21 protein-coding genes and 1 pseudogene are annotated in these 22,695 nt (G+C 56.6%); 18 read left to right on the plus strand and 4 right to left on the minus strand.

What is annotated here, in order from left to right; all coding sequences use genetic code 11:
* Positions 1-7: 7 nt before the first annotated feature.
* The 5 genes from gatA (at position 8) to GHN86_RS08095 (ending at position 6,165) form a co-directional block, all read left to right on the plus strand.
* Positions 8-1,459 carry an Asp-tRNA(Asn)/Glu-tRNA(Gln) amidotransferase subunit GatA gene (gatA, locus tag GHN86_RS08075; RefSeq protein ID WP_153386362.1) on the plus strand — a complete coding sequence of 484 codons (1,452 nt, stop codon included), beginning with the start codon at positions 8-10 and terminating at the stop codon, positions 1,457-1,459.
* A gap of 10 nt (positions 1,460-1,469) precedes the next feature.
* Positions 1,470-2,915 (plus strand): Asp-tRNA(Asn)/Glu-tRNA(Gln) amidotransferase subunit GatB, encoded by a 1,446-nt coding sequence (gatB, locus tag GHN86_RS08080; protein ID WP_153386364.1) that lies wholly within the window; start codon positions 1,470-1,472, stop codon positions 2,913-2,915.
* Between the two features lie 179 nt (positions 2,916-3,094).
* On the plus strand, positions 3,095-3,466 hold the full coding sequence (locus tag GHN86_RS08085) for a septal ring lytic transglycosylase RlpA family protein (protein WP_153386366.1): 372 nt from the start codon (positions 3,095-3,097) through the stop codon (positions 3,464-3,466).
* 47 nt (positions 3,467-3,513) lie between these two features.
* Positions 3,514-4,554, plus strand: a complete 1,041-nt coding sequence (locus tag GHN86_RS08090) for a calcium/sodium antiporter (protein ID WP_153386424.1) — start codon at positions 3,514-3,516, stop codon at positions 4,552-4,554.
* 138 nt (positions 4,555-4,692) lie between these two features.
* Positions 4,693-6,165, plus strand: a complete 1,473-nt coding sequence (locus tag GHN86_RS08095) for a PhoPQ-activated pathogenicity-related family protein (RefSeq protein ID WP_228385403.1) — start codon at positions 4,693-4,695, stop codon at positions 6,163-6,165.
* A gap of 2 nt (positions 6,166-6,167) precedes the next feature.
* Here the strand turns inward: GHN86_RS08095 and GHN86_RS08100 are convergent, their stop codons facing one another.
* Together GHN86_RS08100 and GHN86_RS08105 are read right to left on the minus strand one after the other, a co-directional pair.
* Positions 6,168-7,109, minus strand: coding sequence for an AEC family transporter (locus GHN86_RS08100; RefSeq protein ID WP_153378505.1), 942 nt, complete (start codon positions 7,107-7,109; stop codon positions 6,168-6,170).
* Positions 7,110-7,175: 66 nt separating this feature from the next.
* Positions 7,176-7,733, minus strand: a complete 558-nt coding sequence (locus GHN86_RS08105) for a hypoxanthine-guanine phosphoribosyltransferase (protein ID WP_153378503.1) — start codon at positions 7,731-7,733, stop codon at positions 7,176-7,178.
* A gap of 164 nt (positions 7,734-7,897) precedes the next feature.
* On the opposite strand from GHN86_RS08105, the gene upp reads away from it, so the two are divergent.
* Positions 7,898-8,536: a uracil phosphoribosyltransferase gene (gene upp / locus GHN86_RS08110; RefSeq protein WP_153378502.1), complete on the plus strand. Its 639-nt coding sequence runs from the start codon at positions 7,898-7,900 to the stop codon at positions 8,534-8,536.
* A 1-nt stretch (position 8,537) separates the two neighbouring features.
* Positions 8,538-9,812 carry a uracil-xanthine permease family protein gene (locus GHN86_RS08115; RefSeq protein WP_153378501.1) on the plus strand — a complete coding sequence of 425 codons (1,275 nt, stop codon included), beginning with the start codon at positions 8,538-8,540 and terminating at the stop codon, positions 9,810-9,812.
* Positions 9,813-9,943: 131 nt separating this feature from the next.
* Here the strand turns inward: GHN86_RS08115 and hemH are convergent, their stop codons facing one another.
* Both hemH and GHN86_RS08125 read right to left on the minus strand, forming a co-directional pair.
* Entirely contained in the window at positions 9,944-10,969 is a 1,026-nt protein-coding gene (gene hemH / locus GHN86_RS08120; RefSeq protein ID WP_153386369.1) for a ferrochelatase, read from the minus strand.
* Positions 10,970-10,982: 13 nt separating this feature from the next.
* Positions 10,983-11,885 carry a TIGR01777 family oxidoreductase gene (locus GHN86_RS08125; protein ID WP_153386371.1) on the minus strand — a complete coding sequence of 301 codons (903 nt, stop codon included), beginning with the start codon at positions 11,883-11,885 and terminating at the stop codon, positions 10,983-10,985.
* A 192-nt stretch (positions 11,886-12,077) separates the two neighbouring features.
* Between GHN86_RS08125 and GHN86_RS08130 the strand changes: the two genes are divergently transcribed.
* From GHN86_RS08130 to GHN86_RS08180, 11 genes and pseudogenes are all read left to right on the plus strand, one after another.
* Positions 12,078-13,067 (plus strand): NAD(P)/FAD-dependent oxidoreductase, encoded by a 990-nt coding sequence (locus GHN86_RS08130; protein WP_153386373.1) that lies wholly within the window; start codon positions 12,078-12,080, stop codon positions 13,065-13,067.
* Entirely contained in the window at positions 13,064-13,279 is a 216-nt protein-coding gene (locus GHN86_RS08135) for a TIGR02450 family Trp-rich protein (protein WP_153386375.1), read from the plus strand. The genes GHN86_RS08130 and GHN86_RS08135 overlap by 4 nt, the downstream gene beginning before the upstream one ends.
* Positions 13,280-13,418: 139 nt before the next feature.
* A complete protein-coding gene (locus GHN86_RS08140; protein WP_153386378.1) occupies positions 13,419-14,387 on the plus strand; it encodes a YbgA family protein in 969 nt (322 codons plus the stop codon).
* A 2-nt stretch (positions 14,388-14,389) separates the two neighbouring features.
* Positions 14,390-15,324, plus strand: a pseudogene (locus GHN86_RS08145) (MerR family transcriptional regulator).
* 13 nt (positions 15,325-15,337) lie between these two features.
* Positions 15,338-16,783, plus strand: coding sequence for a deoxyribodipyrimidine photo-lyase (phrB, locus tag GHN86_RS08150; RefSeq protein WP_153386380.1), 1,446 nt, complete (start codon positions 15,338-15,340; stop codon positions 16,781-16,783).
* On the plus strand, positions 16,776-17,546 hold the full coding sequence (locus tag GHN86_RS08155; protein ID WP_153378493.1) for an SDR family NAD(P)-dependent oxidoreductase: 771 nt from the start codon (positions 16,776-16,778) through the stop codon (positions 17,544-17,546). The genes phrB and GHN86_RS08155 overlap by 8 nt, the downstream gene beginning before the upstream one ends.
* Positions 17,543-18,790, plus strand: coding sequence for an NAD(P)/FAD-dependent oxidoreductase (locus GHN86_RS08160; RefSeq protein ID WP_153378492.1), 1,248 nt, complete (start codon positions 17,543-17,545; stop codon positions 18,788-18,790). The genes GHN86_RS08155 and GHN86_RS08160 overlap by 4 nt, the downstream gene beginning before the upstream one ends.
* Positions 18,787-19,587, plus strand: a complete 801-nt coding sequence (locus GHN86_RS08165) for a DUF1365 domain-containing protein (protein ID WP_153378491.1) — start codon at positions 18,787-18,789, stop codon at positions 19,585-19,587. The genes GHN86_RS08160 and GHN86_RS08165 overlap by 4 nt, the downstream gene beginning before the upstream one ends.
* Positions 19,574-20,845, plus strand: coding sequence for an SAM-dependent methyltransferase (locus GHN86_RS08170; RefSeq protein WP_153386382.1), 1,272 nt, complete (start codon positions 19,574-19,576; stop codon positions 20,843-20,845). Before GHN86_RS08165 ends, GHN86_RS08170 begins: the two co-directional genes overlap by 14 nt.
* On the plus strand, positions 20,838-21,359 hold the full coding sequence (locus GHN86_RS08175) for a DUF2878 domain-containing protein (RefSeq protein ID WP_153386384.1): 522 nt from the start codon (positions 20,838-20,840) through the stop codon (positions 21,357-21,359). Before GHN86_RS08170 ends, GHN86_RS08175 begins: the two co-directional genes overlap by 8 nt.
* Before the next feature lie 105 nt (positions 21,360-21,464).
* Positions 21,465-22,628: an MFS transporter gene (locus tag GHN86_RS08180; protein ID WP_153386386.1), complete on the plus strand. Its 1,164-nt coding sequence runs from the start codon at positions 21,465-21,467 to the stop codon at positions 22,626-22,628.
* Positions 22,629-22,695 lie beyond the last annotated feature (67 nt).

Raw genomic sequence — 22,695 nt, forward strand, 5'->3', positions numbered from 1 at the left:
AGCCTGCATGCATCAATTGACTCTGGCCGAGATCGCTCGCGGACTCGCCGATAAAAAGTTTTCTTCCGAAGAGCTGACCAAGACCCTGCTGGCGCGTATCGCCCAGCTTGATCCACAGCTCAACAGCTTTATCACCCTCACCGAAGACCTCGCGCTACAGCAGGCCAAGGCCGCCGACGCACGTCGCGCCAACGGTGAAACCGGCGCTCTGCTGGGCGCGCCCATCGGTCATAAAGACCTCTTCTGCACTCTGGGTGTGCGCACCAGCTGTGGCTCGAAGATGCTCGACAACTTCAAAGCCCCGTACGACGCCACCGTGGTGTCCAAGCTGGCAGCTGCCGGTGCTGTGACCCTTGGCAAGACCAACATGGACGAATTCGCCATGGGTTCGGCCAACGAGTCGAGCTACTACGGTGCGGTCAAAAACCCGTGGAACCTTGAGCACGTGCCCGGTGGTTCGTCGGGTGGCTCGGCAGCGGCTGTTGCTGCGCGCCTATTGCCTGCGGCAACCGGCACCGATACCGGTGGTTCTATCCGACAGCCGGCGGCGCTAACCAACCTCACCGGCCTGAAACCGACCTACGGTCGCGTTTCACGCTGGGGCATGATTGCCTACGCGTCCAGCCTTGATCAGGGCGGCCCATTGGCCCGCACTGCTGAAGATTGCGCTATTTTGTTACAAGGCATGGCTGGCTTCGATCCACAAGACTCCACCAGCATCGATGAGCCTGTGCCGGATTACAGCGCCTCCCTCAACGGTTCGCTGCAAGGCCTGCGCATCGGCGTGCCTAAAGAGTACTTCAGCGAAGGTCTGGACCCTCGCATTGCCGAGCTGATCCACACCAGCGTCAAAGAACTTGAAAAGCTCGGTGCCGTGATCAAAACCATCAGCCTGCCAAACATGCAGCACGCTATCCCTGCGTACTACGTGATCGCTCCGGCTGAAGCATCCTCCAACCTGTCGCGTTTTGACGGCGTGCGCTTCGGCCATCGCTGCGAAGACCCAAAAGACCTGACCGACCTCTACAAGCGTTCGCGCGCCGAAGGCTTCGGCCCGGAAGTTCAGCGCCGGATTCTGGTAGGTGCCTACGCCCTGTCGGCGGGTTACTACGACGCTTATTACCTGCAAGCACAAAAAATCCGCCGCCTGATCAAAAACGACTTCATGACCGCGTTTAACGAAGTCGACATCATCCTCGGCCCAACCACGCCTAACCCGGCCTGGAAAATCGGCGCTAAAAACAGCGACCCGGTTTCTGCCTATCTGGAAGACGTGTACACCATCACCGCCAACCTCGCGGGCCTGCCGGGCCTGTCGATGCCGGCCGGTTTTGTTGACGGTTTGCCCGTCGGCGTGCAGTTGCTGGCCCCCTATTTCCAGGAAGGTCGCCTGCTCAATGTCGCCCACCAGTATCAGTTACACACTGACTGGCACACGCGCTCACCTGCCGGCTTCTGAGGAGAAACATATGCAATGGGAAGTTGTGATCGGGCTGGAAATTCACTCCCAGCTCGCCACCCAATCGAAGATTTTCTCCGGTAGTGCCACCACGTTCGGTTCTGAGCCCAACACCCAGGCGAGCCTGGTTGACTTGGGCATGCCGGGCGTTTTACCGGTGCTCAACGAAGAAGCCGTGCGCATGGCCGTGATGTTTGGCCTGGCGGTTGATGCTGAAATCGGTCAGCACAGCGTGTTTGCCCGCAAGAATTACTTCTACCCGGATTTGCCCAAGGGCTACCAGATCAGTCAGATGGAACTGCCCATCGTCGGCAAAGGCCATCTGGACATCACACTGGAAGACGGCACCGTTAAACGTGTCGGCATCACCCGTGCCCATCTGGAAGAAGATGCAGGTAAAAGCTTGCATGAAGACTTCAGCGGCGCCACTGGCATCGACCTGAACCGGGCTGGCACGCCTTTGCTTGAAATCGTGTCCGAACCGGACATGCGCAGTGCTAAAGAGGCCGTGGCTTACGTTAAAGCCATGCACGCGCTCGTTCGCTACCTGGGCATCTGCGATGGCAACATGGCCGAAGGCTCGCTGCGCTGCGACTGCAACGTATCGATTCGCCCTGTGGGCCAGGCAGAGTTCGGCACCCGCTGCGAGATCAAGAACGTCAACTCGTTCCGCTTCATCGAAAAAGCCATCAATAGCGAAGTTCAGCGCCAGATCGAACTGATCGAAGACGGTGGCAAGGTCATCCAGCAAACCCGCCTGTATGACCCGAACAAAGATGAAACCCGCGCCATGCGCAGCAAGGAAGAAGCTAACGACTACCGTTACTTCCCCGATCCTGACCTGCTGCCGGTGGTGATCGAAGACTCGTTTATCGAAGACGTGCGCGCGACACTGCCGGAATTGCCACCGCAAAAGCGCGAGCGCTTCCAGTCGCAATTTGGTTTGTCGGCTTATGATGCAAGCGTTCTGGCATCGAGCCGCGAACAAGCGGACTACTTTGAAAAAGTCGTCAGCATCAGCGGCGACGCCAAACTGGCGGCCAACTGGGTCATGGTTGAGTTGGGCAGCCTGCTTAACAAGCAAGGCCTGGACATCGACCAATCGCCAGTCACCGCCGAGCAGTTGGGCGGCATGCTGCAACGCATCAAGGACAACACCATCTCCGGCAAGATTGCCAAAGTGGTGCTTGAAGCCATGGCTAACGGCGAAGGCAGCGCTGACGAGATCATCGAAAAGCGCGGTCTCAAGCAAGTGACTGACAGCGGCGCGATTGAAAAAGTGCTGGATGAAGTGCTGGCGGCCAACGCGGAACAAGTCGAGCAATACCGTGCGGCAGACGAAGCCAAGCGCGGCAAGATGTTCGGTTTCTTCGTCGGTCAGGCCATGAAAGCGTCCAAAGGCAAAGCCAACCCGCAACAGGTCAACGAACTGCTGAAAAGCAAACTCGAAGGCTAAAGCAATGCGATACCCGTAGCAGCTGCCGCAGGCTGCGTTCGATTGCGAAGCGATCGTAAATCAGGAACCGCGGTTCAAATTTTGAATCGAAATCTCTGGATTACGACGGCTTCGCCGCCGGTCGCAGCCTGCGGCAGCTGCTACGGGTGCTGTTTTTCATAGCAATATAAGGATTCCCCATGAAGCAGCTACTCGGCGCTTGCGCCCTGCTCAGCTTGCTCGCCGGCTGTGCCAGCCATGACATCGACCCTCGCGGCTATGACAAAACAGGCATGGCCTCCTATTACGGCGCACGCCATCACGGCAAACGCACTGCCAGTGGCGAACCCTTCAACCAGCACGGGCTCACCGCCGCCCACCCCAGCCTGCAATTTGGCAGCCGGGTACTGGTGACCAATCTCAGTAACGACAAGTCGGTCGTGGTCCGCATCAATGATCGCGGCCCCCATACTCGAGGACGAATCATTGATCTGTCTCGTCAGGCCGCTCAACAGTTGGATAAGCTGCGCAGCGGCACTGCTAAAGTCCACGTGCAGGGCTTGAGCGATTAATCGAGGGGGTGGGTATTTTCGGGTTGAACGCATTATCCGCGTGGAGTTTGCTGCAATTGCTCGGCGGCCTTGTGCTGCTGGTCGCAGGCGCGCAGTTGCTGGTGCGCTGCGCCGAGCACATCGCCGCTAAATTGAAGGTTCGCCCACTTCTCATAGGCCTGACCGTAGTCGCAATGGGCAGCAGCGCACCGCAAATGACGGTCAGCCTGCAAGCAGCATTCAATGACACGGCGGACATTGCCGTCGGCAGTGTCATTGGCAGTAACACGTTCAACATCCTCGTGACCCTCGGCCTTTCGGCGCTGATCATTCCGCTGCGGGTTTCGCGGCAACTGGTGCGGCTGGACATCCCCTTGATGATCTTCGCCAGCGCAATGGTCTTCACACTGGCTCTGAACCATCAACTGGACCGTCAGGACGGCGTCTTGCTATTGGGCGGCCTGCTGATCTACCTGCTCCTGCTGCTGCACCAATCACGTCACAGCGGCCATCATCATCCCCATCACGACCGCACACCGACGTCATGGCTACGCACGCTCATACTGATGGGCTGCGCGCTACTGCTCCTGGGGGTTGCCGGTCACCTGCTGTTGGGCGCCGCTCTGGAGGTGGCCTCAGAACTTGGCTTGTCCGAACGCGTCATCGGCCTGACCATTGTCGCGGTCTGCACCTCCCTGCCCGAATTGGCGACCTCCCTGATCGCAGCGTTTCGCGGCCAACGTGAAATTGCCGTCGGCAACGTGATTGGCAGCAACGTGTTCAACCTGCTGGGCGTATTGGGGCTCACCGCCCTGCTGGCACCGGCACCGTTATCGGTTTCGCCCAATGCACTGGCCTTCGACCTGCCCGTCATGCTCGGGGTCGCGGCACTGTGTTTGCCAGTGTTCTATAGCGGCTACCGCATCACACGGGTAGAGGGATTGCTGTTTCTGGGGTTGTATCTGGCGTATGGGCTGCACGTGGTGTCATTCACCACCGGTATGCCGCTGGCAAGCAAGCTCGAACACCTGATGTTGATTTATGTCCTGCCGGCATTGCTGGTATTTGTGCTGTTGAGCGTCGTGCGGGCATGGCGTAGGCAGCATTGAGGCAGGTACGCCATCGATTCCAATGCAGTATCAAGACCTACATAAACGGCAGATCTATCTGACTGACATGCTTCGATGAAACACGTAAACCTGCGGGGTGACGCGCGATAAATGCGCTCCAGGAATTACGAGATCGCCATGCACTCATCCTTCGCTTCCGTTCTACTTCTTATTGTCCTGCTCACAAGCGGTAACAGTTTCGCATCCGATGCCGCGATGGACTGCTTCATTAACAGCGGTCAAAACTTCAATAAAATACTGAGTTGTTACAAACAGGCCCATACCGAAGAAAGTCTGAATTACACAGCCACGGACTTGAAAAAGTTTCCCGGCGTAGAAAAGCGTAGCTTCGAACTTAAGTCCCAACGTTGGGACGGGCACGGATTTGTAAGCCCGGCCGAGTGGACTCATACGATTGATATCTATATTCCAGAAGCCGCCTTAAATGGCCAAGCGCTACTAATCGCCAACAACGGTATTAATATCCCTGCAGCTGGTCGTCCCCTACAAACACCAACAGATTTTACCGAAGAAATGGCACTCAACATTGCCCGTCAAACCCACACTATTTTGATATCCGTCAGCAATATCCCGAATCAGTACCTGACCTATAGTGACGACGATTTACCTCGGCGCGAAGACGACAGCGTGGCACATAGCTGGGCTCTATTTCTCAAGCAGCCCGAGAGCCGGCCGTTTCTTTCATTGCACATCCCTATGATGCTCTCTCTGGTTAAGGCAATGGATCTTGCGCAACAAGAACTCAAGCCCTGGAAAATAGAACGTTTTATTGCCTCGGGAGCCTCCAAACGAGGCTGGGCGGCATGGATGACGGCGCTGACAGATACACGAGTGAGCGCTATAGCCCCTTTTGTTATCGACATCCTTAACACCAAAGCCGTCCTGAAACACACATTCAATGCTTATGGCAAAAGCTGGCCTATAGCATTCAATGCCTATTACCGCGAGGGCATCACGCAACAGCTGGACACGCCTGATTTCGAAAAGCTGATGCAGATAGAAGATCCTCTGCTCTACATGGAAACAGCAGGCGACAGGCTCACAATCCCCAAGTACATCGTGAACGCCAGCAGCGATGATTTTTTTCTACCGGACAACTCAGCCTATTTCTACGATGCACTACCCGGTGAAAAAATGCTGCGAGTCGCACCCAACTCCGACCACTACGGAATTCAAGCATTCGTCGAACAGTCTCTGATTGGCTTCACCAATCGCCTGCAACAACAGCGCCCGTTACCCACGTTGAATGTCATCACAAACAATCAGCAGACCAGCACGAAACTTGACCTGAGCTTCTCGGAGCGCCCCGTCAAACTGGTTCAATGGCGCGCGCACAATCTTAACGACCGTGATTTCCGTCTGGCCTGCCGTGTTAAATATGAGGCCACACCAATAGCCTCGTCGGATATCGACACGCTAACCGTTGAGCTAAGCACACCCGCCCAAGGCTGGAGCGCTACATACATTGAAGCCACTATGGCCGACGGCTTGGTCATTACTACACCGGTTGTGGTTTTGCCCGATACGTATCCGAACTGGACACCCACTCAAATAGAACCAGCGTGTAAAAACCTGTCAGATCCGACTTGATGTCAAATCCAGCCGCCCCACTGCAACACAAATATCCCGATGTTAGTGGTGATCGCCGCCATTAAGGTGGTGATCACAATAATCGCAGCGGCCAATTCATGATTGCCATTGGCCGCCCGTGCCATGACGTAACTGGCGGCGGCTGTCGGGCTGGCGAAGTATAAGAACAGCGTGCCCAGTTCAGCCCCGCGAAAACCGCAGAGCCAGGCGCCCAACGTGGCCAGCACGGGCAAGCTGACCATTTTGACCAGACTGGCACTCACCGCCACTTTGCCGCTTTTGCGCAAGCTGGCCAGCGACAGCGTGCCGCCAATGCAGATCAGCGCCAGCGGCAAGGTCATTGCTGCCAGGTATTCGCCAGAGGCCTGCAACCAGCCGGGCAGGCCAATTTTGAACGCCGCAAAGGGTACCGCCGCCAACACGCTGATGATCAGCGGGTTTTTGACCACACTTTTGCAAATGCTCCACGGGTCGGACTTGATCACCGGGCTGTAGACCGCCAGCACAATGGTCGACAAGGTATTGAAGAGCAAAATCACCAGACCGGCGAGCACCGCTCCCAGCGAAATGCCGTAGTCACCGTACATGCTGGCCGCCAGAGCCAGACCGATAACCCCGTTATTACCGCGAAACGCGCCTTGGGTGTAGATGCCCCGGTCTTCACGCGGGCACCGCCAAATCGCCCAGCCCCACGCCAGCGCAAAGCTGACCAGCGTCGCGAGGGTGAAGTAACCGAGTACTTTGGGCTGCATGGCGGCCCTGAGATCAGCGTGCAAAATACCCAGAAACAACAACGCCGGCATGGTGACGTTAAACACCAGTGCCGACGCCGTATGGATAAAGTTGTCATTGATCCAGCCCACACGCTTGAGCGCCACGCCCAGAAACAACATGGCAAACACAGGGGCCGTGATGGAGAGCGTCTGAAGGAAAATGGCCAGCATGTCAGCACGCTCTCAGGATCGGTAAGGGGCTACTTTCTACACGTAAGGAACGTGCTGAATTCGACGTTACAGACCTTTGACCGCATAAATACCAGCAGCGTTACGCCAGTAACCTTTGTAATCCATGCCGTATCCAAAGATGTAACGGTCAATGCACGGCAGCCCTGCATAATCGGCTTTCAGGCCAGGGCTTGCTTTGCGGTCGTGCTCTTTATCGATCAGCACCGCAGTATGAACCTGACGCGCACCCGCGTGCTTGCAGAAATCCACAATCGCGCTAAGGGTGTGACCCTCGTCGAGAATGTCATCAATAATCAGCACGTGACGGTCCATGAAAGACACTTCCGGCTTGGCTTTCCAGAACAAGTCACCGCCGCTGGTTTGGTTGCGGTAGCGCGTGGCGTGCAGGTAAGACGCTTCGAGCGGGAATTTCAGGTGGGTGAGCAGCTTGCCAGCAAAAATCAGGCCGCCGTTCATCACACAGAACACCACTGGATTGGTCTCAGCCATTTCGGCTGTGATTTGCGCGCCGACACGGGCGATAGACGCCTCGACTTCAGCTTCGGTGTACAGGCAGTCAGCCTCTCGCATGACTTGACGGATATGCTCGAGATCAGCAGACATGACGCTCTCCAGGGGGGGTTGTGCAAGAAAAGCGGGCAAAGGTACGCATCCGCATGGCTCAGATCAAGCGTTTATGGACTAACGTGCACTAATGTCTGTAGGACATAACCTCGGATTAGATTAATCTAGGCCGGTTTTTTTGCCTGCCCCCGGAGTCTTTCCCTATGCCCACTCTTGAGATCCGCCATCCGCTGATCCGTCACAAACTCGGTTTGATGCGCCGCGCTGACATTAGCACGAAGAACTTCCGCGAGCTCGCTCAGGAAGTTGGCGCGCTGCTGACCTACGAAGCCACCAAAGACCTGACGCTCGAATCCTACGAAATTGCAGGATGGAGCGGCAAAGTTCTGGTTGAAAAAATTGCCGGTAAGAAAATTACCGTTGTGCCTATTCTGCGCGCCGGTATCGGCATGCTGGAAGGCGTTCTGAGCCTGATCCCGGGCGCCAAAGTCAGTGCTGTAGGCATTGCCCGCAACGAAGAAACCCTGCAAGCCCATACGTATCTGGAAAAACTGGTACCGGAAATCGACGAGCGTTTGGCGATGATCATCGACCCGATGCTGGCCACCGGCTCGTCAATGGTTGCCACCATCGACCTGCTGAAAAAAGCCGGCTGCAAAGAAATCCGCGCCATGGTGCTGGTTGCCGCGCCTGAAGGTATTGCAGCAGTTGAAGCAGCACACCCGGACGTGACCATCTACACCGCCTCCATTGATGAACGCCTGGACGATCACGGCTACATCATTCCGGGCCTGGGCGATGCCGGCGACAAGATCTTCGGCACCAAACAAAAGGACGTATAACATGCAGGACGAGTTCAACGACCCGCTCTGGCGCCAGATCATTTCTGGTGCGCAGATGCTCTTCGTGGCCTTTGGCGCGTTGGTGTTGATGCCTCTGATTACAGGCCTCGACCCCAATGTTGCGCTGTTCACGGCGGGTCTCGGGACTCTGCTGTTCCAGATCGTGACCCGGCGCCAGGTGCCGGTCTTTCTGGCGTCGAGTTTTGCGTTTATCACCCCGATCATTCTCGCTAAAGGCCAATTTGGCCTGGCTGCGACGATGGGCGGCGTCATGGCAGCCGGTTTCGTGTACACCTTTCTCGGGTTTGCCGTGAAGATCAAAGGCACCGGTTTTATTGACCGCCTGCTGCCACCCGTAGTGATTGGCCCGGTCATCATCTCGATCGGCCTGGCGATGGCCCCGATTGCTGCACACATGGCCATGGGCCGTGCGGAAGATGGCACCGAACTGATCCACTACCAAACCGCCATGCTGATCTCGATGCCAGCCCTACTGACCACATTGATCGTGGCGGTATTCGGTAAAGGGATTTTCCGTCTGGTACCCATCATTGCGGGCGTGCTGGTAGGTTTTGGCATGGCGTTCTACTTCGGTGTCGTCGACACCGCCAAGATCGCCGCTGCGCCGTGGTTCGCCTTACCGCACTTCACAGCCCCCGAGTTCAACTGGCAGGCGATTCTGTTTATCGTCCCCGTGGCGTTGGCCCCGGCCATTGAACACATTGGTGGCGTGATAGCCGTGGGTAGCGTAACTGGCCGCAACTACTTGAAAAACCCGGGTCTGCATCGCACGCTGTTCGGTGACGGCATTGCCACCACCGCAGCGGGTTTGCTGGGCGGCCCACCCAACACCACCTACGCCGAAGTGACGGGCGCGGTGATGCTGACCAAGAACTACAACCCGAAAATCATGACCTGGGCAGCGATCTTCGCCATCAGCCTGGCCTTTATCGGCAAGTTCGGCGCATTGCTGCAAAGCATACCGGTGCCGGTGATGGGCGGGATTCTGTGCCTGTTGTTCGGTTCGATCGCAGCGGTGGGCATGAACACCCTGATTCGCCATCAAGTCGACCTCAGTGAAGCGCGCAATCTGGTGATTGTGTCGGTCACTCTGGTATTTGGTATTGGCGGCGTGCTGATCGGCACCGGGATGGGGCCGGAAGACTTCGGCCTTAAAGGCATCGCGCTGTGCGCCATTGTGGCGATTGCGCTGAATCTGATACTGCCGGGTAATGACAGCTGGAAAAAGAAGAAAGGTGATGAGCCGATTATCTAAATCGGCTTGACCCTCACCCCAACCCTCTCCCAAAGGGAGAGGGGGCTTGATCGATGACACTGCACACATTTGATTTGGCTTTTAGTCCCCTCTCCTTCCGGGAGAGGGTTAGGGTGAGGGGCTTTTGACCTTCAAAGCGCCATCGGCGCCCGCTCACACAACGCATTCAGCGCTTTAGCCCACTCAGGGTTGTCATTGAGACACGGCACCAACACCAACTCCTCGCCCCCAGCCTCAATAAACTGCTCGCGCCCACGATCGCCAATCTCTTCCAGGGTTTCAATGCAATCGGCCACAAACGCCGGGCACATCACCAATATCTTCTTCACCCCTTGCTTGGCCAACGCATCCAGACATACCTCGGTGTAAGGTTCGATCCACTTCGCCCGTCCCAAACGGGACTGGAACGCGACTGACCATTGCCCTTCTGCCAACCCCATGCGCTGCGCAAAAGTCTGCGCCGTTCGCAGGCACTGCGCCCTGTAGCACGTAGCCATGACCGACGGCGACGCATACTGGCAGCAGTCCTCACTCTTCAAACAGTGATTGCCGGTGGGATCGAGCTTATGTAAATGCCGCTCGGGCAAACCATGAAAGCTCAGCAGCAGATGATCATAATCCTGCTCAAGATGCGGCCTGGCACTCTCCACCAACGCATCAAGGTATTCAGGCTGGTCATAAAACGGTTGCAGAATTGAAAACTGAACCGCCAGTTTCCTGGCTTTGACCACACGTTTGGCTTCTTCAATCACCGTCGTCACCGTACTGTCGGCGAACTGCGGGTAAAGCGGCGCCAGCGTGACCTTTTTAATCCCTTGAGCTGCCAAACGGGTCAACACCGTATCAATGGACGGCTCGCCATAGCGCATGGCCAGTTCCACCGGTCCCTGTTTCCACTCCTTGGTCATGGCCTGCTGCAAGCGGCGACTAAGAACTACAAGCGGTGACCCCTCGTCCCACCAGATAGACGCATAGGCATGGGCTGACTGCTCGGGACGCTTGATCAGAATCAGCGACACGATCAAACGCCTCAAGGGCCACGGCACGTCAATCACGTACGGGTCCATCAAAAACTGGTTCAAATAGCTGCGTACATCCGCTACCGAAGTAGAAGCCGGAGAACCCAGGTTAACCAGCAAAAGCGCGTGCTCGGTCATGCAACATCCTATTTCAGAGGCGGGCGGACAAATCATCCAGCGCCGCACGTAAATCAGTGAACTGAAAAGTGAACCCGGCGGCCAGCAATCGGGCCGGTGTCGCCCGCTGACCACCCAGCAATAACAGTGACAACTCGCCCAACCCAACCCGCAGTACAAAGGCGGGCAACGGTAAAAATGCCGGGCGATGCAACACTTGACCCAAAGTTTTTGCGAATTCGGCATTACGTACAGGATGCGGCGCGCAAGCATTATAAGGGCCGCTCGTGGCATTCTGATGCACAAGAAAATCAATCAGGGCGATTTGGTCTTTGATATGAATCCACGGCATCCATTGCCGACCATTGCCTATCGGCCCACCTAGCGCCATCTTGAAAGGCAACAACAAACGCGACAAAAAGCCGCCTTCAGCCGCCAGCACCAAGCCCGTGCGCACCAACACCACACGAATACCCAAGGCCTGAGCACGCTGCGCTGTCTCTTCCCACGCGATGCACAGATGGCTGGCGAAGTCGTCATTGACCGGCGGCGACTCCTCCGTCAATTCGCGCTCGCCACCATCGCCGTACCAGCCCACCGCCGAACCGGAAACCAATACCGAAGGCCTTTGCTCGCGGCTTTCAAGCCAGGCCACGAGTGTTTCAGTCAAGGTTATTCGGCTGCTCCACAGCACGGCCTTACGCTTGCGAGTCCACGGCCGATCCGCTATCGGCGCACCGGCCAGGTTAATCACCGCATCGATCGGCTCCTGACCCAGCTCTTCAAGAACGGCAACGGCTCTGACCCCCTCACCACACAATTCCCTCACTCGCTCAGGGCGCCGACTCAACACACTCAGGCGATAACCTTTGGCCAACCAATGCCGGCAAAGTTGGCGACCGATCAAGCCTGTACCGCCGGTCAGCAAAATGTGCATGAGGTGATCCTCGCTGTAAGTTTTATCGGATTCACTGGTCTATTTTTAAAGGAGGCCTATTTTTCAGAGCTTCTGACCTGACAGAAGAATAGGCCAGACTGACCCGACAGGCGCACTAAAACCTATACTAATAAAATAATTTGTACAGGAATTAACGACGCAGTAGTCTGTGCAAACTGGATCGAGGCCGCCATGACTGTACCAATCGCAATTATCGGGGCCGGCATTGCCGGACTTTCAGCAGCACGCAAACTTCACGACGCCGGGCACAGAGTGCATGTGTTCGATAAAAGTCGAGGCAGCGGTGGACGCATGTCCAGCAAGCGCAGCGACGCCGGTTCGCTGGACTTGGGCGCTCAATATTTCACGGCCCGCAACCCGCGCTTTGCCGCAGAAGTTCATCGTTGGCACACCGAAGGCTGGGCCAGCGAGTGGAAACCTCATCTGTACAACAACCACACGGATGGTCAGCTGACGCCTTCGCCCGACGAGCAAACACGTTGGGTGGGTGACCCGCGCATGAGTGCAATTACTCGGGGCTTGCTAGGCCATTTGACCGCGAGTTTCATGTGCCGAATTACCGAACTGATTCGCGGTGAACAGCACTGGCACCTGCAAGATGCCGAAGGCAATGACCACGGCCCGTTCAGCCATGTGATCGTGGCGACCCCGGCACCGCAGGCTACCGCCCTGCTCGCCACTGCACCGAAGCTTGCCAGTGCGGCCGCCGGAGTAAAGATGGACCCTACCTGGGCTGTGGTTCTCGCCTTTGAAACCGCTCTGAATACGGCTATCGATGGCTGCTTTGTACAAGACAGCCCAATCGACTGGGTGGCCCGCAACAGCAGCAAACCAGGGCGCGGCAGCAAGCCGGACACATGGGTTTTGCACGCAACCAGCGCGTGGAGCAAAGAACACATCGATATGCCCAAAGAAGCCGTTATCGAGCATTTGCATGGCGCATTTGCTGAACTGATGCACATCACCGTCCCAGCACCCACCTTCACCCTGGCGCACCGCTGGCTGTATGCACGCCCTGCCGGCGCCCATGAGTGGGGTGTTCTGGCAGACTCCGACCTGGGCCTCTATGCCTGCGGCGACTGGTGCCTGTCAGGCCGGGTCGAAGGCGCATGGCTGAGCGGACAGGAAGCGGCCCGCCGGGTCATTGAGCATTTGCAATGAACCGCATCAACCCACGCAAACTGCTGCTGTCCAAGTGGACCGCAGCCACGCCTGAACACCGTGAAAAGCACTTCCTGGTCACTCAACTGTTTTGCGATGAGGAAGGCACCGTGCTCGATATCGAGCTACAAGCGGTGCTGACTCAACGTACTCAGCGCATGCCTTGGCAATGCCTGAAAGACATGCATACCTGGGCAATTGGCTGGAAATAACAACCGACCCTGCGCTGCGAACCTTCAAACCCCATAAATAGTTGTACAAGTAATTTGACTTGTACAACACCAAGCCTATGATGAACTCAAGTTGTACATCTTACAAAAGATGTACAAGAAATTCTTGGAGGTTCATCACATGGCCAACGACACCTCAACCCATTGCAAGCCCAAAATCGCCATCAGCGCCTGCTTGCTGGGCGCCGAAGTTCGCTTTAACGGCGGCCACAAAGAATCGCGGCTGTGCAGTCAGGCCTTGAGTGAGCATTTCGACTTTGTGCCCTTGTGTCCTGAAGTCGCCATTGGCCTGGGGATTCCGCGCCAACCCATCCGTCTTGTCGGCGACTCGGCCAAGCCCCAGGCGGTAGGTAGCGTCGACAGCACGCTGGATGTGACCCACGCACTGCATGACTACGGCGCAAGCATGGCAGCAACGCACACTGACATTTGCGGCTACATCTTTATGCAAAAGTCGCCTTCCTGTGGGCTTGAGCGGGTCAAGGTGTATCAGGATGGCGGCCGTCCGGCCGAGTTGAGCGGGCGAGGTATTTATGCGAATGCCTTTTGCGCCGCGCATCCCGATTTACCTGCCGAAGAAGACGGCCGCTTGAACGACCCCGTCCTGCGTGAAAACTTCCTGACCCGGGTTTACGCCTACAGCGCGTGGCAAGACTTACTCAAAGCGGGCCTCACCCGCCGCTCGCTGACCGAGTTTCATGCGCGCTACAAATACCTGCTGATGGCCCATCACCCTGTGCAATACAAAACATTGGGCAATCTGCTGGGCAGCCTAGGGAAAAATCCCCCTCAAGCCATTGCCGCCCAGTACTTCAGCGAATTGATGAAAGCGCTGAAAAAATGCGCCACCCGACGCACGCATACCAATGTGCTGCAACACATCAGCGGCTACCTCAAGCAATCCATCAGCCGTGAAGACAAGCAAGAAATGCAGCAATTGATCGGGCAATACCTGCACGGTGTTGTGCCGTTGGTGGTGCCGCTTACGCTGCTCAAACATCACTTTCGCCTGCACCCGGATCCCTATATCGCGCGTCAGGTGTATCTGCAACCGCACCCTGAAAACCTCAGCCTGCGCAATGCGATCTGACCATGACTGATGACCGATCCATGACTAATAACCCAGACACCGACTACAGCCAGGCACTGGCTGAAGGCTGGCGGCCGATCCGCGAAGTGGCCCGCATTACCGGCGTGAATGCCGTCACGCTGCGCGCGTGGGAGCGCCGCTATAGCTTGATCGTTCCGCACCGCACGGCCAAAGGTCACCGCCTGTATTCACCCGACCAGATTCTGCGCATCAAGCACATCTTGACCTGGCTTAATCGCGGGGTATCAGTGAGTCAGGTGAAACCGCTACTGGACTCTGCGCCCGCCTACCACGAGCCTGTCGATAATGACTGGCAGGCGTGGCGGCAGGCCCTGACGCGGGCAATCAGCGAACTGTCTGAGCGTAAGCTTGATGACAATGTGAATCAGGTGATGTCGCTGTACCCCGCACGCACGCTCTGCAAACAGCTATTAATCCCGCTGATCAGCGATCTGGAACAACGCTGGCAAGGCCAGTTCGGCATGCAGCTGGAGCGCGCCTTCTTTAACTCCTGGTTACGCAGCAAATTGGGGGCGCGTATTTACCACAATAATCGCTCAGTCAGCGGCGCTCCCGTTCTGCTGATCAACCAGTCGTCCCAACCCTTTGAAGGGGGTTATGGCTGACCGCCCTACTGGTCAGCAGCAGCCATTGCCCGGTTGAAGTGTTCGATACACCTGTTCCCGCTGGAGAACTTGGGTTGGCTGTCGAACGCCTGAAAGCCCGCGCCGTGGTGCTCTATTCGAGCCAAGCCTTGAATACCCAACTGTTGCCCAAGCTATTGGCCGGGATCAATTGCCCGATTGTGATAGCCGGAACCTGTGTCTGTATCCACAGCACGGAACTGGTCATCACTGCCACCGAGATTGCCGGATTGACGCTTGCCAACGATCCGCTTGAAGCCCACCAGCAACTCGACCAGCTCGGTCTTATATAAGCAAGGAATTGACATGCAACTTATCTGGCTACGCAACGACTTGCGCCTATCTGACAACACCGCGCTGAGCGCCGCCGTCCAACGCGGTCCCACTGTGGCCGTGTACCTGATCAGCCCACAACAATGGCTGGCCCACGACGATGCGCCGTGCAAAGTGGATTTTTGGCTACGCAATCTAGCCACCTTGAGCGACAGCTTGCACGCCTTGAACATTCCCTTGCTGATTAGAACGGCTGATACATGGGATCAAGCCCCTGCCGTGCTTCTTGAGTTGTGCCAGCAACTTGGGGTTGAAGCGGTACATGCCAATCAGGAGTACGGCATCAATGAAACCCGTCGCGATGAAGCCACCACTCAGGCTCTGCAAGCCCAAGGCATAGGGTTCCACAGCTACCTGGACCAACTCCTGTTTCAGCCGGGTTCTGTGCTCACGCAGTCGGGTTCATATTTTCAGGTCTTCAGCCAGTTCCGCAGAATCTGCTACAACCACCTGCACCGCGCACTTCCGGCAATCGTCGAGTCGCCCCAGGCACAAACAGCCGTATCTATCGAACGCGATGCCATTCCACAATCGGTCGACGGTTTTACCCCGCCCACCGAATCATTGCGCGCGCTGTGGCCTGCTGGCGAACGTCATGCCCAGCAACGGTTGGCGCACTTTGCTGATGAGCAAATTCATTACTACCAGGATGAACGCGATCTGCCCGCCAAACCCGGCACCAGCCAGATTTCGGCCTACCTTGCAGCCGGAGTGATTTCCCCTCGGCAATGCTTACACGCGGCATTGCAAAGCAACCATGGCGAGTTCGAAAGCGGCAGCCCGGGCGTATTCACATGGATCACTGAGCTGCTATGGCGTGAGTTCTACAAACACATACTGGTGGGCTACCCACGGGTATCGCGTCATCGCGCTTTTCGCCTTGAAACCGAATTCCTGCCGTGGCGTGACGCCCCCGAAGAACTGGCGGCGTGGAAAGAAGGCCGTACCGGCATTCCGATCATCGACGCAGCCATGCGCCAATTGCTGGACACCGGCTGGATGCACAACCGTCTACGAATGGTCGTGGCCATGTTCCTCACCAAAAACCTGCTGATTGATTGGCGCGAAGGTGAGCGCTTTTTCATGCAGCATTTAATTGATGGCGATCTGGCGGCCAATAATGGCGGCTGGCAGTGGAGTTCCTCGACCGGAACTGACTCAGTACCGTATTTCAGGATTTTCAACCCGCTCAGTCAGTCAGAGCGCTTCGACCCCGAAGGCCGCTTCATCAAACACTGGCTGCCGGAACTGGCCGACCTGAGCAAAAAGGAGATCCATAACCCTTCCATTGCCGGTGGGCTGTTTGGCGTGGCAGCTTACCCACGGCCGATGGTCGACCTGAAAAAAAGTCGCGAGCGCGCGCTCACCGCCTTTAAAAATCTGCCGTCGCGGGCACTGGCAGTAAGTGGCTATGAATAAACCTCGGCGTATCTGGTTGACGGGCGCCAGCAGCGGCATGGGCGCACACATGGCCGAAGAGCTGCTGAAAAGCGGCGCACAGTTGGCGCTAACTGCCCGCACTCTTGCACCGTTGCAAGTGTTGGCCGAGCGTTTTCCCGGCCAAGTCCTGCTGGTGCCGGGGGACTTGACCGACCCTGCACAGGTGCGCGAAATCGGTCAGCAAATAGCTCACGCCTGGGGGGCGGTGGATACGGTGATTCTCAACGCCGGCACCTGTGAATATGTCGATGTTCGCCATTTTGATGCCGCCTTGATCGAACGCGTCGTACGCACCAACCTTTTGGCCAACAGCTACTGCCTGGAAACGGCCCTGCCCTTGTTACGGGCAGGCCTGCGCCCGCATCTGGTCGGCGTCGTCAGCTCCGTCACCTTCTGGCCGCTACCACGCGCCGAGGCCTATGGCGCGTCTAAAGCCGGGCTGCGCTATCTGCTGGAGTCGCTGCGCGTAGATCTGGCCCATGAACACATCGACGTCACGCTGGTCAGCCCCGGTTTCGTCGACACGCCGCTGACTGAAAAAAATGACTTCCCGATGCCCATGCGCTGGTCGGCGCCAAAGGCCGCACAGCATATCTGCCAGCGTCTGGACAAACGGCCGCTGGAAATCGCTTTTCCTACGTTGTTTATCGCCATTCTGAAACTGCTGTCGAGCCTGCCCAAGCGCCTGCAATTGGCGATGGGCAAACGCCTGGCAAGAAACTCAGACGAGAAGTCCTCATGAAAATCGCCATCATTGGCAGCGGCATCTCAGGGTTGACCTGTGGCTATCTGCTGCATAAAGAACACGACATTAGCGTGTTTGAGGCCAGTGATTGGGTGGGCGGACACACCCATACCGTTGACGTCAGCGTGAAAGGGCAACGGTATGCCATCGACACCGGATTTATCGTGTTCAACGACTGGACGTACCCCAACTTCATCAAACTGCTGGACCAATTGGGCGTGACTTCCAAAGCCACTGAAATGAGCTTTTCAGTGCGCGACCCGAGCAACAACTTCGAATACAACGGCAACACCCTGAACAGCTTATTTGCCCAGCGCAGCAACCTGTTATCACCCGGTTTCTGGGGCATGTTGCGCGACATTCTGCGATTCAACCGTGAAGCCGTGCGCGACTTGCAAGAACAGCGCATTGCCGTTGACACGCGGCTGGGCGACTACCTGCAACAACGCGGGTACGGCCAACGGTTTATCGAGCACTACATAGTGCCCATGGGCGCAGCTATCTGGTCCATGTCACTGAACGACATGCTGGGTTTCCCTCTGCAATTTTTTGTACGCTTTTTTAAAAATCACGGTTTGTTAAGTGTCACCCATCGCCCCCAATGGCGGGTGATCGAAGGCGGCTCCAGCGCCTACGTAAAACCACTGAGTGCAGGCTTTGCCGAAAAGATCCGCCTTAACTGTCCGGTCACCCGAGTCGAACGCGATGACCAAGGCGTCACGGTGCACAGCACCCACGGAAGCGAACGCTATGACAAGGTGATTTTTGCCTGCCACAGCGATCAGGCACTCAGGCTGCTGGCCGAACCCAGCACCGCGGAGCAGCAGATCCTCGGCGCCCTGCCCTACGCTGATAACGATGTTGTGCTACACACCGACACGCGACTGTTGCCCGATAGACAACTGGCATGGGCCAGCTGGAATTATCGACTAAGCGATGCGGGACAACGCCTTGCCGCCGTCACCTACGACATGAACATCCTGCAAGGGATACAGAGCGACACTACGTTCTGCGTCAGCCTGAACCAGCGCGCAGCCATAGACCCGCACAAAGTGCTGGCCAGCTACACCTACGCCCATCCGCAATACAGCCTGAACGCCGTGGCCGCTCAAGGCCGCTGGCAAGAACTGCTGGGCGCGCAACACAGCTATTACTGCGGGGCTTACTGGGCCAATGGCTTTCACGAAGATGGCGTGGTCAGCGCGTTGCGCGTCGCCCAAGCTTTCGGCCAACGGCTATGAACAGTGCCCTGTACAGCGGCTGGATCGCCCATCGGCGCTTTGCGCCTACCACTCATGGGTTCCGTTATCAGATTGGCTTGCTTTACCTGGATCTGGATGAGCAAGACGCTGTATTCGGGCTGTCACCACTGGCGGGGAAAAGCCGTTTTTCACCCTTTTCATTCCGGGAAACTGACTACCTGAAGACGTACACCCAGTCCGGCATGCGCCTGATTGATGCGGTTCGCCAGCTCATCGGCGATGCCCTGGGGCATACACCGCAGGGCGCGATTCGCCTGCTGACACAAGCCCGCAGCTGGGGACTTTCGTTTAACCCGGTGAGCTTCTTTTATTGCTTTGAAAGTGACGGAAAACTGGCCGCCATTTTGTGCGAAGTGAGTAATACACCTTGGCGCGAGCGCTATCACTACGTGCTCCCGGCAGTCGGTGAAGGTCACCAGCACGTTGCCGTGGCCAAGGCCTTTCATGTGTCACCGTTCCTGCCGCGCGACCTGCAATACCGCATGAGCTTCAGCCCGCCCGATACACGACTTGGCGTACACATGGCTGACTGGCAAGGCGAGCTGAAACTGTTTGATGCCACCTTGAATCTGCAACGCAGCACGCTTGACCGCGCCGGATTGCATCGCTACCTGCGCCAATTCCCATGGATGACAGCCAAGACCTGTCTGGCCATTTACTGGCAAGCCTTACGCCTTTTTATCAAGCGCACACCGATTTTTTCCCACCGGGCCGCCGACGGCGTTTCACGTATTGCCGCCCAGCAACCAGAGAATAAACGTCATGAAAAGCCCTAGCCTGGTGAGCAAAATTTCTCGTTTGAGTACCTTCACCCTGACCAGCGGGCTGCTGCGCGCAGGCGTGATGCGCCAGCTCAGCCAACTGCACAAAGGTCTACTGGTGATCTTTGAAAACGGCGTGCGCCAGACATTCGGCGACAACACCTCAACATTGGTCGGCGAAGTACAAATTCATGATCCGAGTGTGTGGGGCATGATCGCCAGCAAAGGCTCGATTGGTGCCGGCGAGGCGTTCATTCACGGCTACTGGAGCTCTCCCGACCTGACTCGGGTCATTCGTGTGCTGGTCAGCAATATGGACGTGCTCGATGCCATGGAGGGCGGCCTGGCACGCTTGGGCCGCCCTTTTATCGGCGCATTGCATTGGGTTAATCGCAATACCCGCAAAGGCTCGCAAAAAAACATTGCCGCCCATTACGACCTTGGCAACGAGATGTTCGAGCAATTCCTTGACCCGACCATGATGTATTCAGCGGCTCAATTCCTCAGCCCTGACGACACCCTGGAGCAGGCCCAACTCAATAAACTGCAACGTATTTGCCAAAAGCTCGACCTCAAGCCTCAGGACCATTTGCTCGAAATCGGCACGGGCTGGGGCAGCATGGCGATCTATGCGGCGAAACACTACGGGTGCAAGGTCACAACAACCACGCTATCCAAGGAACAATTCGATTACACCCAAGCGCGAATCGTTGCGCTGGGCTTGCAGCATCGAGTGACATTGCTGCTGGAGGACTACCGCGACCTCACCGGGCAATACGACAAGCTGGTCTCCATAGAAATGATTGAAGCCGTTGGCCATCGGTTTTTACCGGTCTACTTCAAACAGTGCTCGCGCCTGCTCAAAAGCAACGGATTAATGTTGCTGCAAGCCATCACCATTCGTGACCAGCGTTATGAACAGGCCAAAAACAGCGTGGACTTTATCCAGCGCTATATCTTCCCGGGCGGCGCCCTGCCCAGCGTGCAAAAAATGCTCGAAATCGTCACCCGCGAAACCGACATGAACCTGATGCACATGGAAGACTTTGGGCTGCACTACGCCAAAACCCTGCGTTTGTGGCACGAAAACTTCCGTCATGCCCATGGCCGCCTGACCGAGCTGGGCTACGACGAATACTTTCTGCGCTTGTGGGAGTTTTACTTGTGCTACTGCGAAGGCGGGTTCCTGGAGCGCAGCATCGGCACCGCGCAATTGTTACTGGCAAAACCTGCCGCCATGCCACAACCCGTGCTTGGGCGCCTTAATGCTTAAAAACCTGATTAATGCCGGGCTTTTTCAGCTCGGCTGGTTTGCCTGTGTGCTGGGTGGCAACAGCCCGTGGCTATTACTGGCCTTTGCGGCATTAGCGATTCACCTTCTGTGGATAAGCCGCTCGTGGAGCGAAGTTCGTTTGATCGTGGCCGTGTGTGCGCTCGGCACACTGGTGGACAGTGCGTTGCTCAACGCCGGTGTATTTGAGTTCAAGCACGCAGGCGTATTGATTCCACTCTGGCTGATCGTGCTCTGGGCCTTATTGGCAACCACATTAAGACATTGCCTGGCATGGACAGCCAAACCTGTCTGGCGAGCAGCATTACTGGGAGCTATTGGCGGGCCATTGTCTTATTACGCGGGCCAACGGATGGGGGCCGTGGCGTTCGGATTGGGTGTGTGGCCGATGCTGGCAGTGTTATCCGTCATTTGGGCGGGGTTATTTGTGGTATTGCAAAGGTTGGCGGACAGAATATCCTCACATGAAATACAGAGCCGTCCGGCAGACAGATAAACGCTTATATCTTCATATACGACCGCATCGAGGCCTTTCGCTGCCCTCGTTCTTCGTCAGCGACAAACCCGCGTAACTTCATCGACCCGGTGCAGAACAAAACGGATGCCTCGCCCAAACCCCGCCTTATTGATCAGCATGTCCTGCCTGGCCGTATTCTTGTCGCAACTGGGCATGATGATGTACTTGCCAGCGCTGCCTGCTATCGCGCAAGCACTGAACACCACTCAACACCTGACCTCTTTGGCGCTGCCTGTTTATCTGGCGGGCATGGCGCTGCCCATGTTGCTGTGGGGCAAATGGGGAGCAGCACTGGGCATCAAGAAAATCATGATGCTCTCGCTTTTACTGTTCAGCGTCAGCAGCGCCCTGTTGAGTCTGTGTTCTCAGGTTGAAACCTTTATTTCACTGCGGTTTGTCCAAGGTGTGGGCGCCAGCGGCCTTTCGGTCATGGCGCGCTCATTAATCGCACAACACTTTAAAAGCAATGAGTTGGCCAAGGCGCTGTCGTGGCTGTCTATCGCCTTTGTGATTTCGCTGGGCATTGGTCAATACGCGGGGGCGGTGTTAATGAGTGCCTTTGGCTGGCCTGTCATATTTTGGGGGCTGGGAGCGGCAGCCCTCATTGTGATGATCGGGGTGTACGCCTGTTTACCTGACTCACCACAAGTCAGTCATACCCCCGTTTGCTGGCGCCATTATCTGACGCTGGTGCGGCACCGGCCTTTCTTGCTCCCGGCACTGATGGGCGGCTTGGGATACGGGATTATTATTGGATTCAACACCGCAGCACCTTCAATCTTCCAAAACTCATATCAGTGGTCAGCCTATGACTACGGGCAGTTGGGCTGGGCAATGAGCCTCGCTTATCTACTGGGGTCGCTAAGTGTTAATCGATATGTCACCGGTTTGGGCCAATCGACCATGAGTTGCGTGGCAATCTGGGTGATGTTGGCCGCAAGTGCGGTGATGATGGCCGGTGTGTGGGTCAGCTCCACGACCGCCCTGTTGGTTTGGTTGCCGTATTGTTTACTCATCTGCGGGCAAGCGATCATTTACCCCATCAGCCTGTCTCAAGCCAGTGAGCATTCGCCGGTTGGCGGCCCTTACGCAATGGCGCTGTGCGGGTTTATCCACCAGGTGCTGGCCGCGTTGATTGGCGCGGCAGTCAGTGTGCTGGCCGCGCAACAGCCTGAGGCGCTGGCTGGTGTCTGTTTGTTATTGGTCATCATGGTGGTGGGTGTGAAGATCATGCAGTCAAGGACATGACGCGCTTAGCGAACAGTTCGCTCAGTTTGTCTGGCGATTCACACATAAACTCAGCTCTGCCTTACAC

Origin of the sequence: Pseudomonas helleri (assembly GCF_009600315.1) — a bacterium.
Taxonomy (GTDB): domain Bacteria; phylum Pseudomonadota; class Gammaproteobacteria; order Pseudomonadales; family Pseudomonadaceae; genus Aquipseudomonas; species Aquipseudomonas helleri_A.

Coding starts and splice junctions, on each gene's coding strand:
- gatA (WP_153386362.1), top strand. CDS start 8: ATGCATCAATTGACTCTGGCCGAGATCGCTCGCGGACTCGCCGATAAA.
- gatB (WP_153386364.1), top strand. CDS start 1,470: ATGCAATGGGAAGTTGTGATCGGGCTGGAAATTCACTCCCAGCTCGCC.
- GHN86_RS08085 (WP_153386366.1), top strand. CDS start 3,095: ATGAAGCAGCTACTCGGCGCTTGCGCCCTGCTCAGCTTGCTCGCCGGC.
- GHN86_RS08095 (WP_228385403.1), top strand. CDS start 4,693: ATGCACTCATCCTTCGCTTCCGTTCTACTTCTTATTGTCCTGCTCACA.
- GHN86_RS08100 (WP_153378505.1), bottom strand. CDS start 7,109: ATGCTGGCCATTTTCCTTCAGACGCTCTCCATCACGGCCCCTGTGTTT.
- GHN86_RS08105 (WP_153378503.1), bottom strand. CDS start 7,733: ATGTCTGCTGATCTCGAGCATATCCGTCAAGTCATGCGAGAGGCTGAC.
- upp (WP_153378502.1), top strand. CDS start 7,898: ATGCCCACTCTTGAGATCCGCCATCCGCTGATCCGTCACAAACTCGGT.
- GHN86_RS08115 (WP_153378501.1), top strand. CDS start 8,538: ATGCAGGACGAGTTCAACGACCCGCTCTGGCGCCAGATCATTTCTGGT.
- hemH (WP_153386369.1), bottom strand. CDS start 10,969: ATGACCGAGCACGCGCTTTTGCTGGTTAACCTGGGTTCTCCGGCTTCT.
- GHN86_RS08125 (WP_153386371.1), bottom strand. CDS start 11,885: ATGCACATTTTGCTGACCGGCGGTACAGGCTTGATCGGTCGCCAACTT.
- GHN86_RS08130 (WP_153386373.1), top strand. CDS start 12,078: ATGACTGTACCAATCGCAATTATCGGGGCCGGCATTGCCGGACTTTCA.
- GHN86_RS08135 (WP_153386375.1), top strand. CDS start 13,064: ATGAACCGCATCAACCCACGCAAACTGCTGCTGTCCAAGTGGACCGCA.
- GHN86_RS08140 (WP_153386378.1), top strand. CDS start 13,419: ATGGCCAACGACACCTCAACCCATTGCAAGCCCAAAATCGCCATCAGC.
- phrB (WP_153386380.1), top strand. CDS start 15,338: ATGCAACTTATCTGGCTACGCAACGACTTGCGCCTATCTGACAACACC.
- GHN86_RS08155 (WP_153378493.1), top strand. CDS start 16,776: ATGAATAAACCTCGGCGTATCTGGTTGACGGGCGCCAGCAGCGGCATG.
- GHN86_RS08160 (WP_153378492.1), top strand. CDS start 17,543: ATGAAAATCGCCATCATTGGCAGCGGCATCTCAGGGTTGACCTGTGGC.
- GHN86_RS08165 (WP_153378491.1), top strand. CDS start 18,787: ATGAACAGTGCCCTGTACAGCGGCTGGATCGCCCATCGGCGCTTTGCG.
- GHN86_RS08170 (WP_153386382.1), top strand. CDS start 19,574: ATGAAAAGCCCTAGCCTGGTGAGCAAAATTTCTCGTTTGAGTACCTTC.
- GHN86_RS08175 (WP_153386384.1), top strand. CDS start 20,838: ATGCTTAAAAACCTGATTAATGCCGGGCTTTTTCAGCTCGGCTGGTTT.
- GHN86_RS08180 (WP_153386386.1), top strand. CDS start 21,465: ATGCCTCGCCCAAACCCCGCCTTATTGATCAGCATGTCCTGCCTGGCC.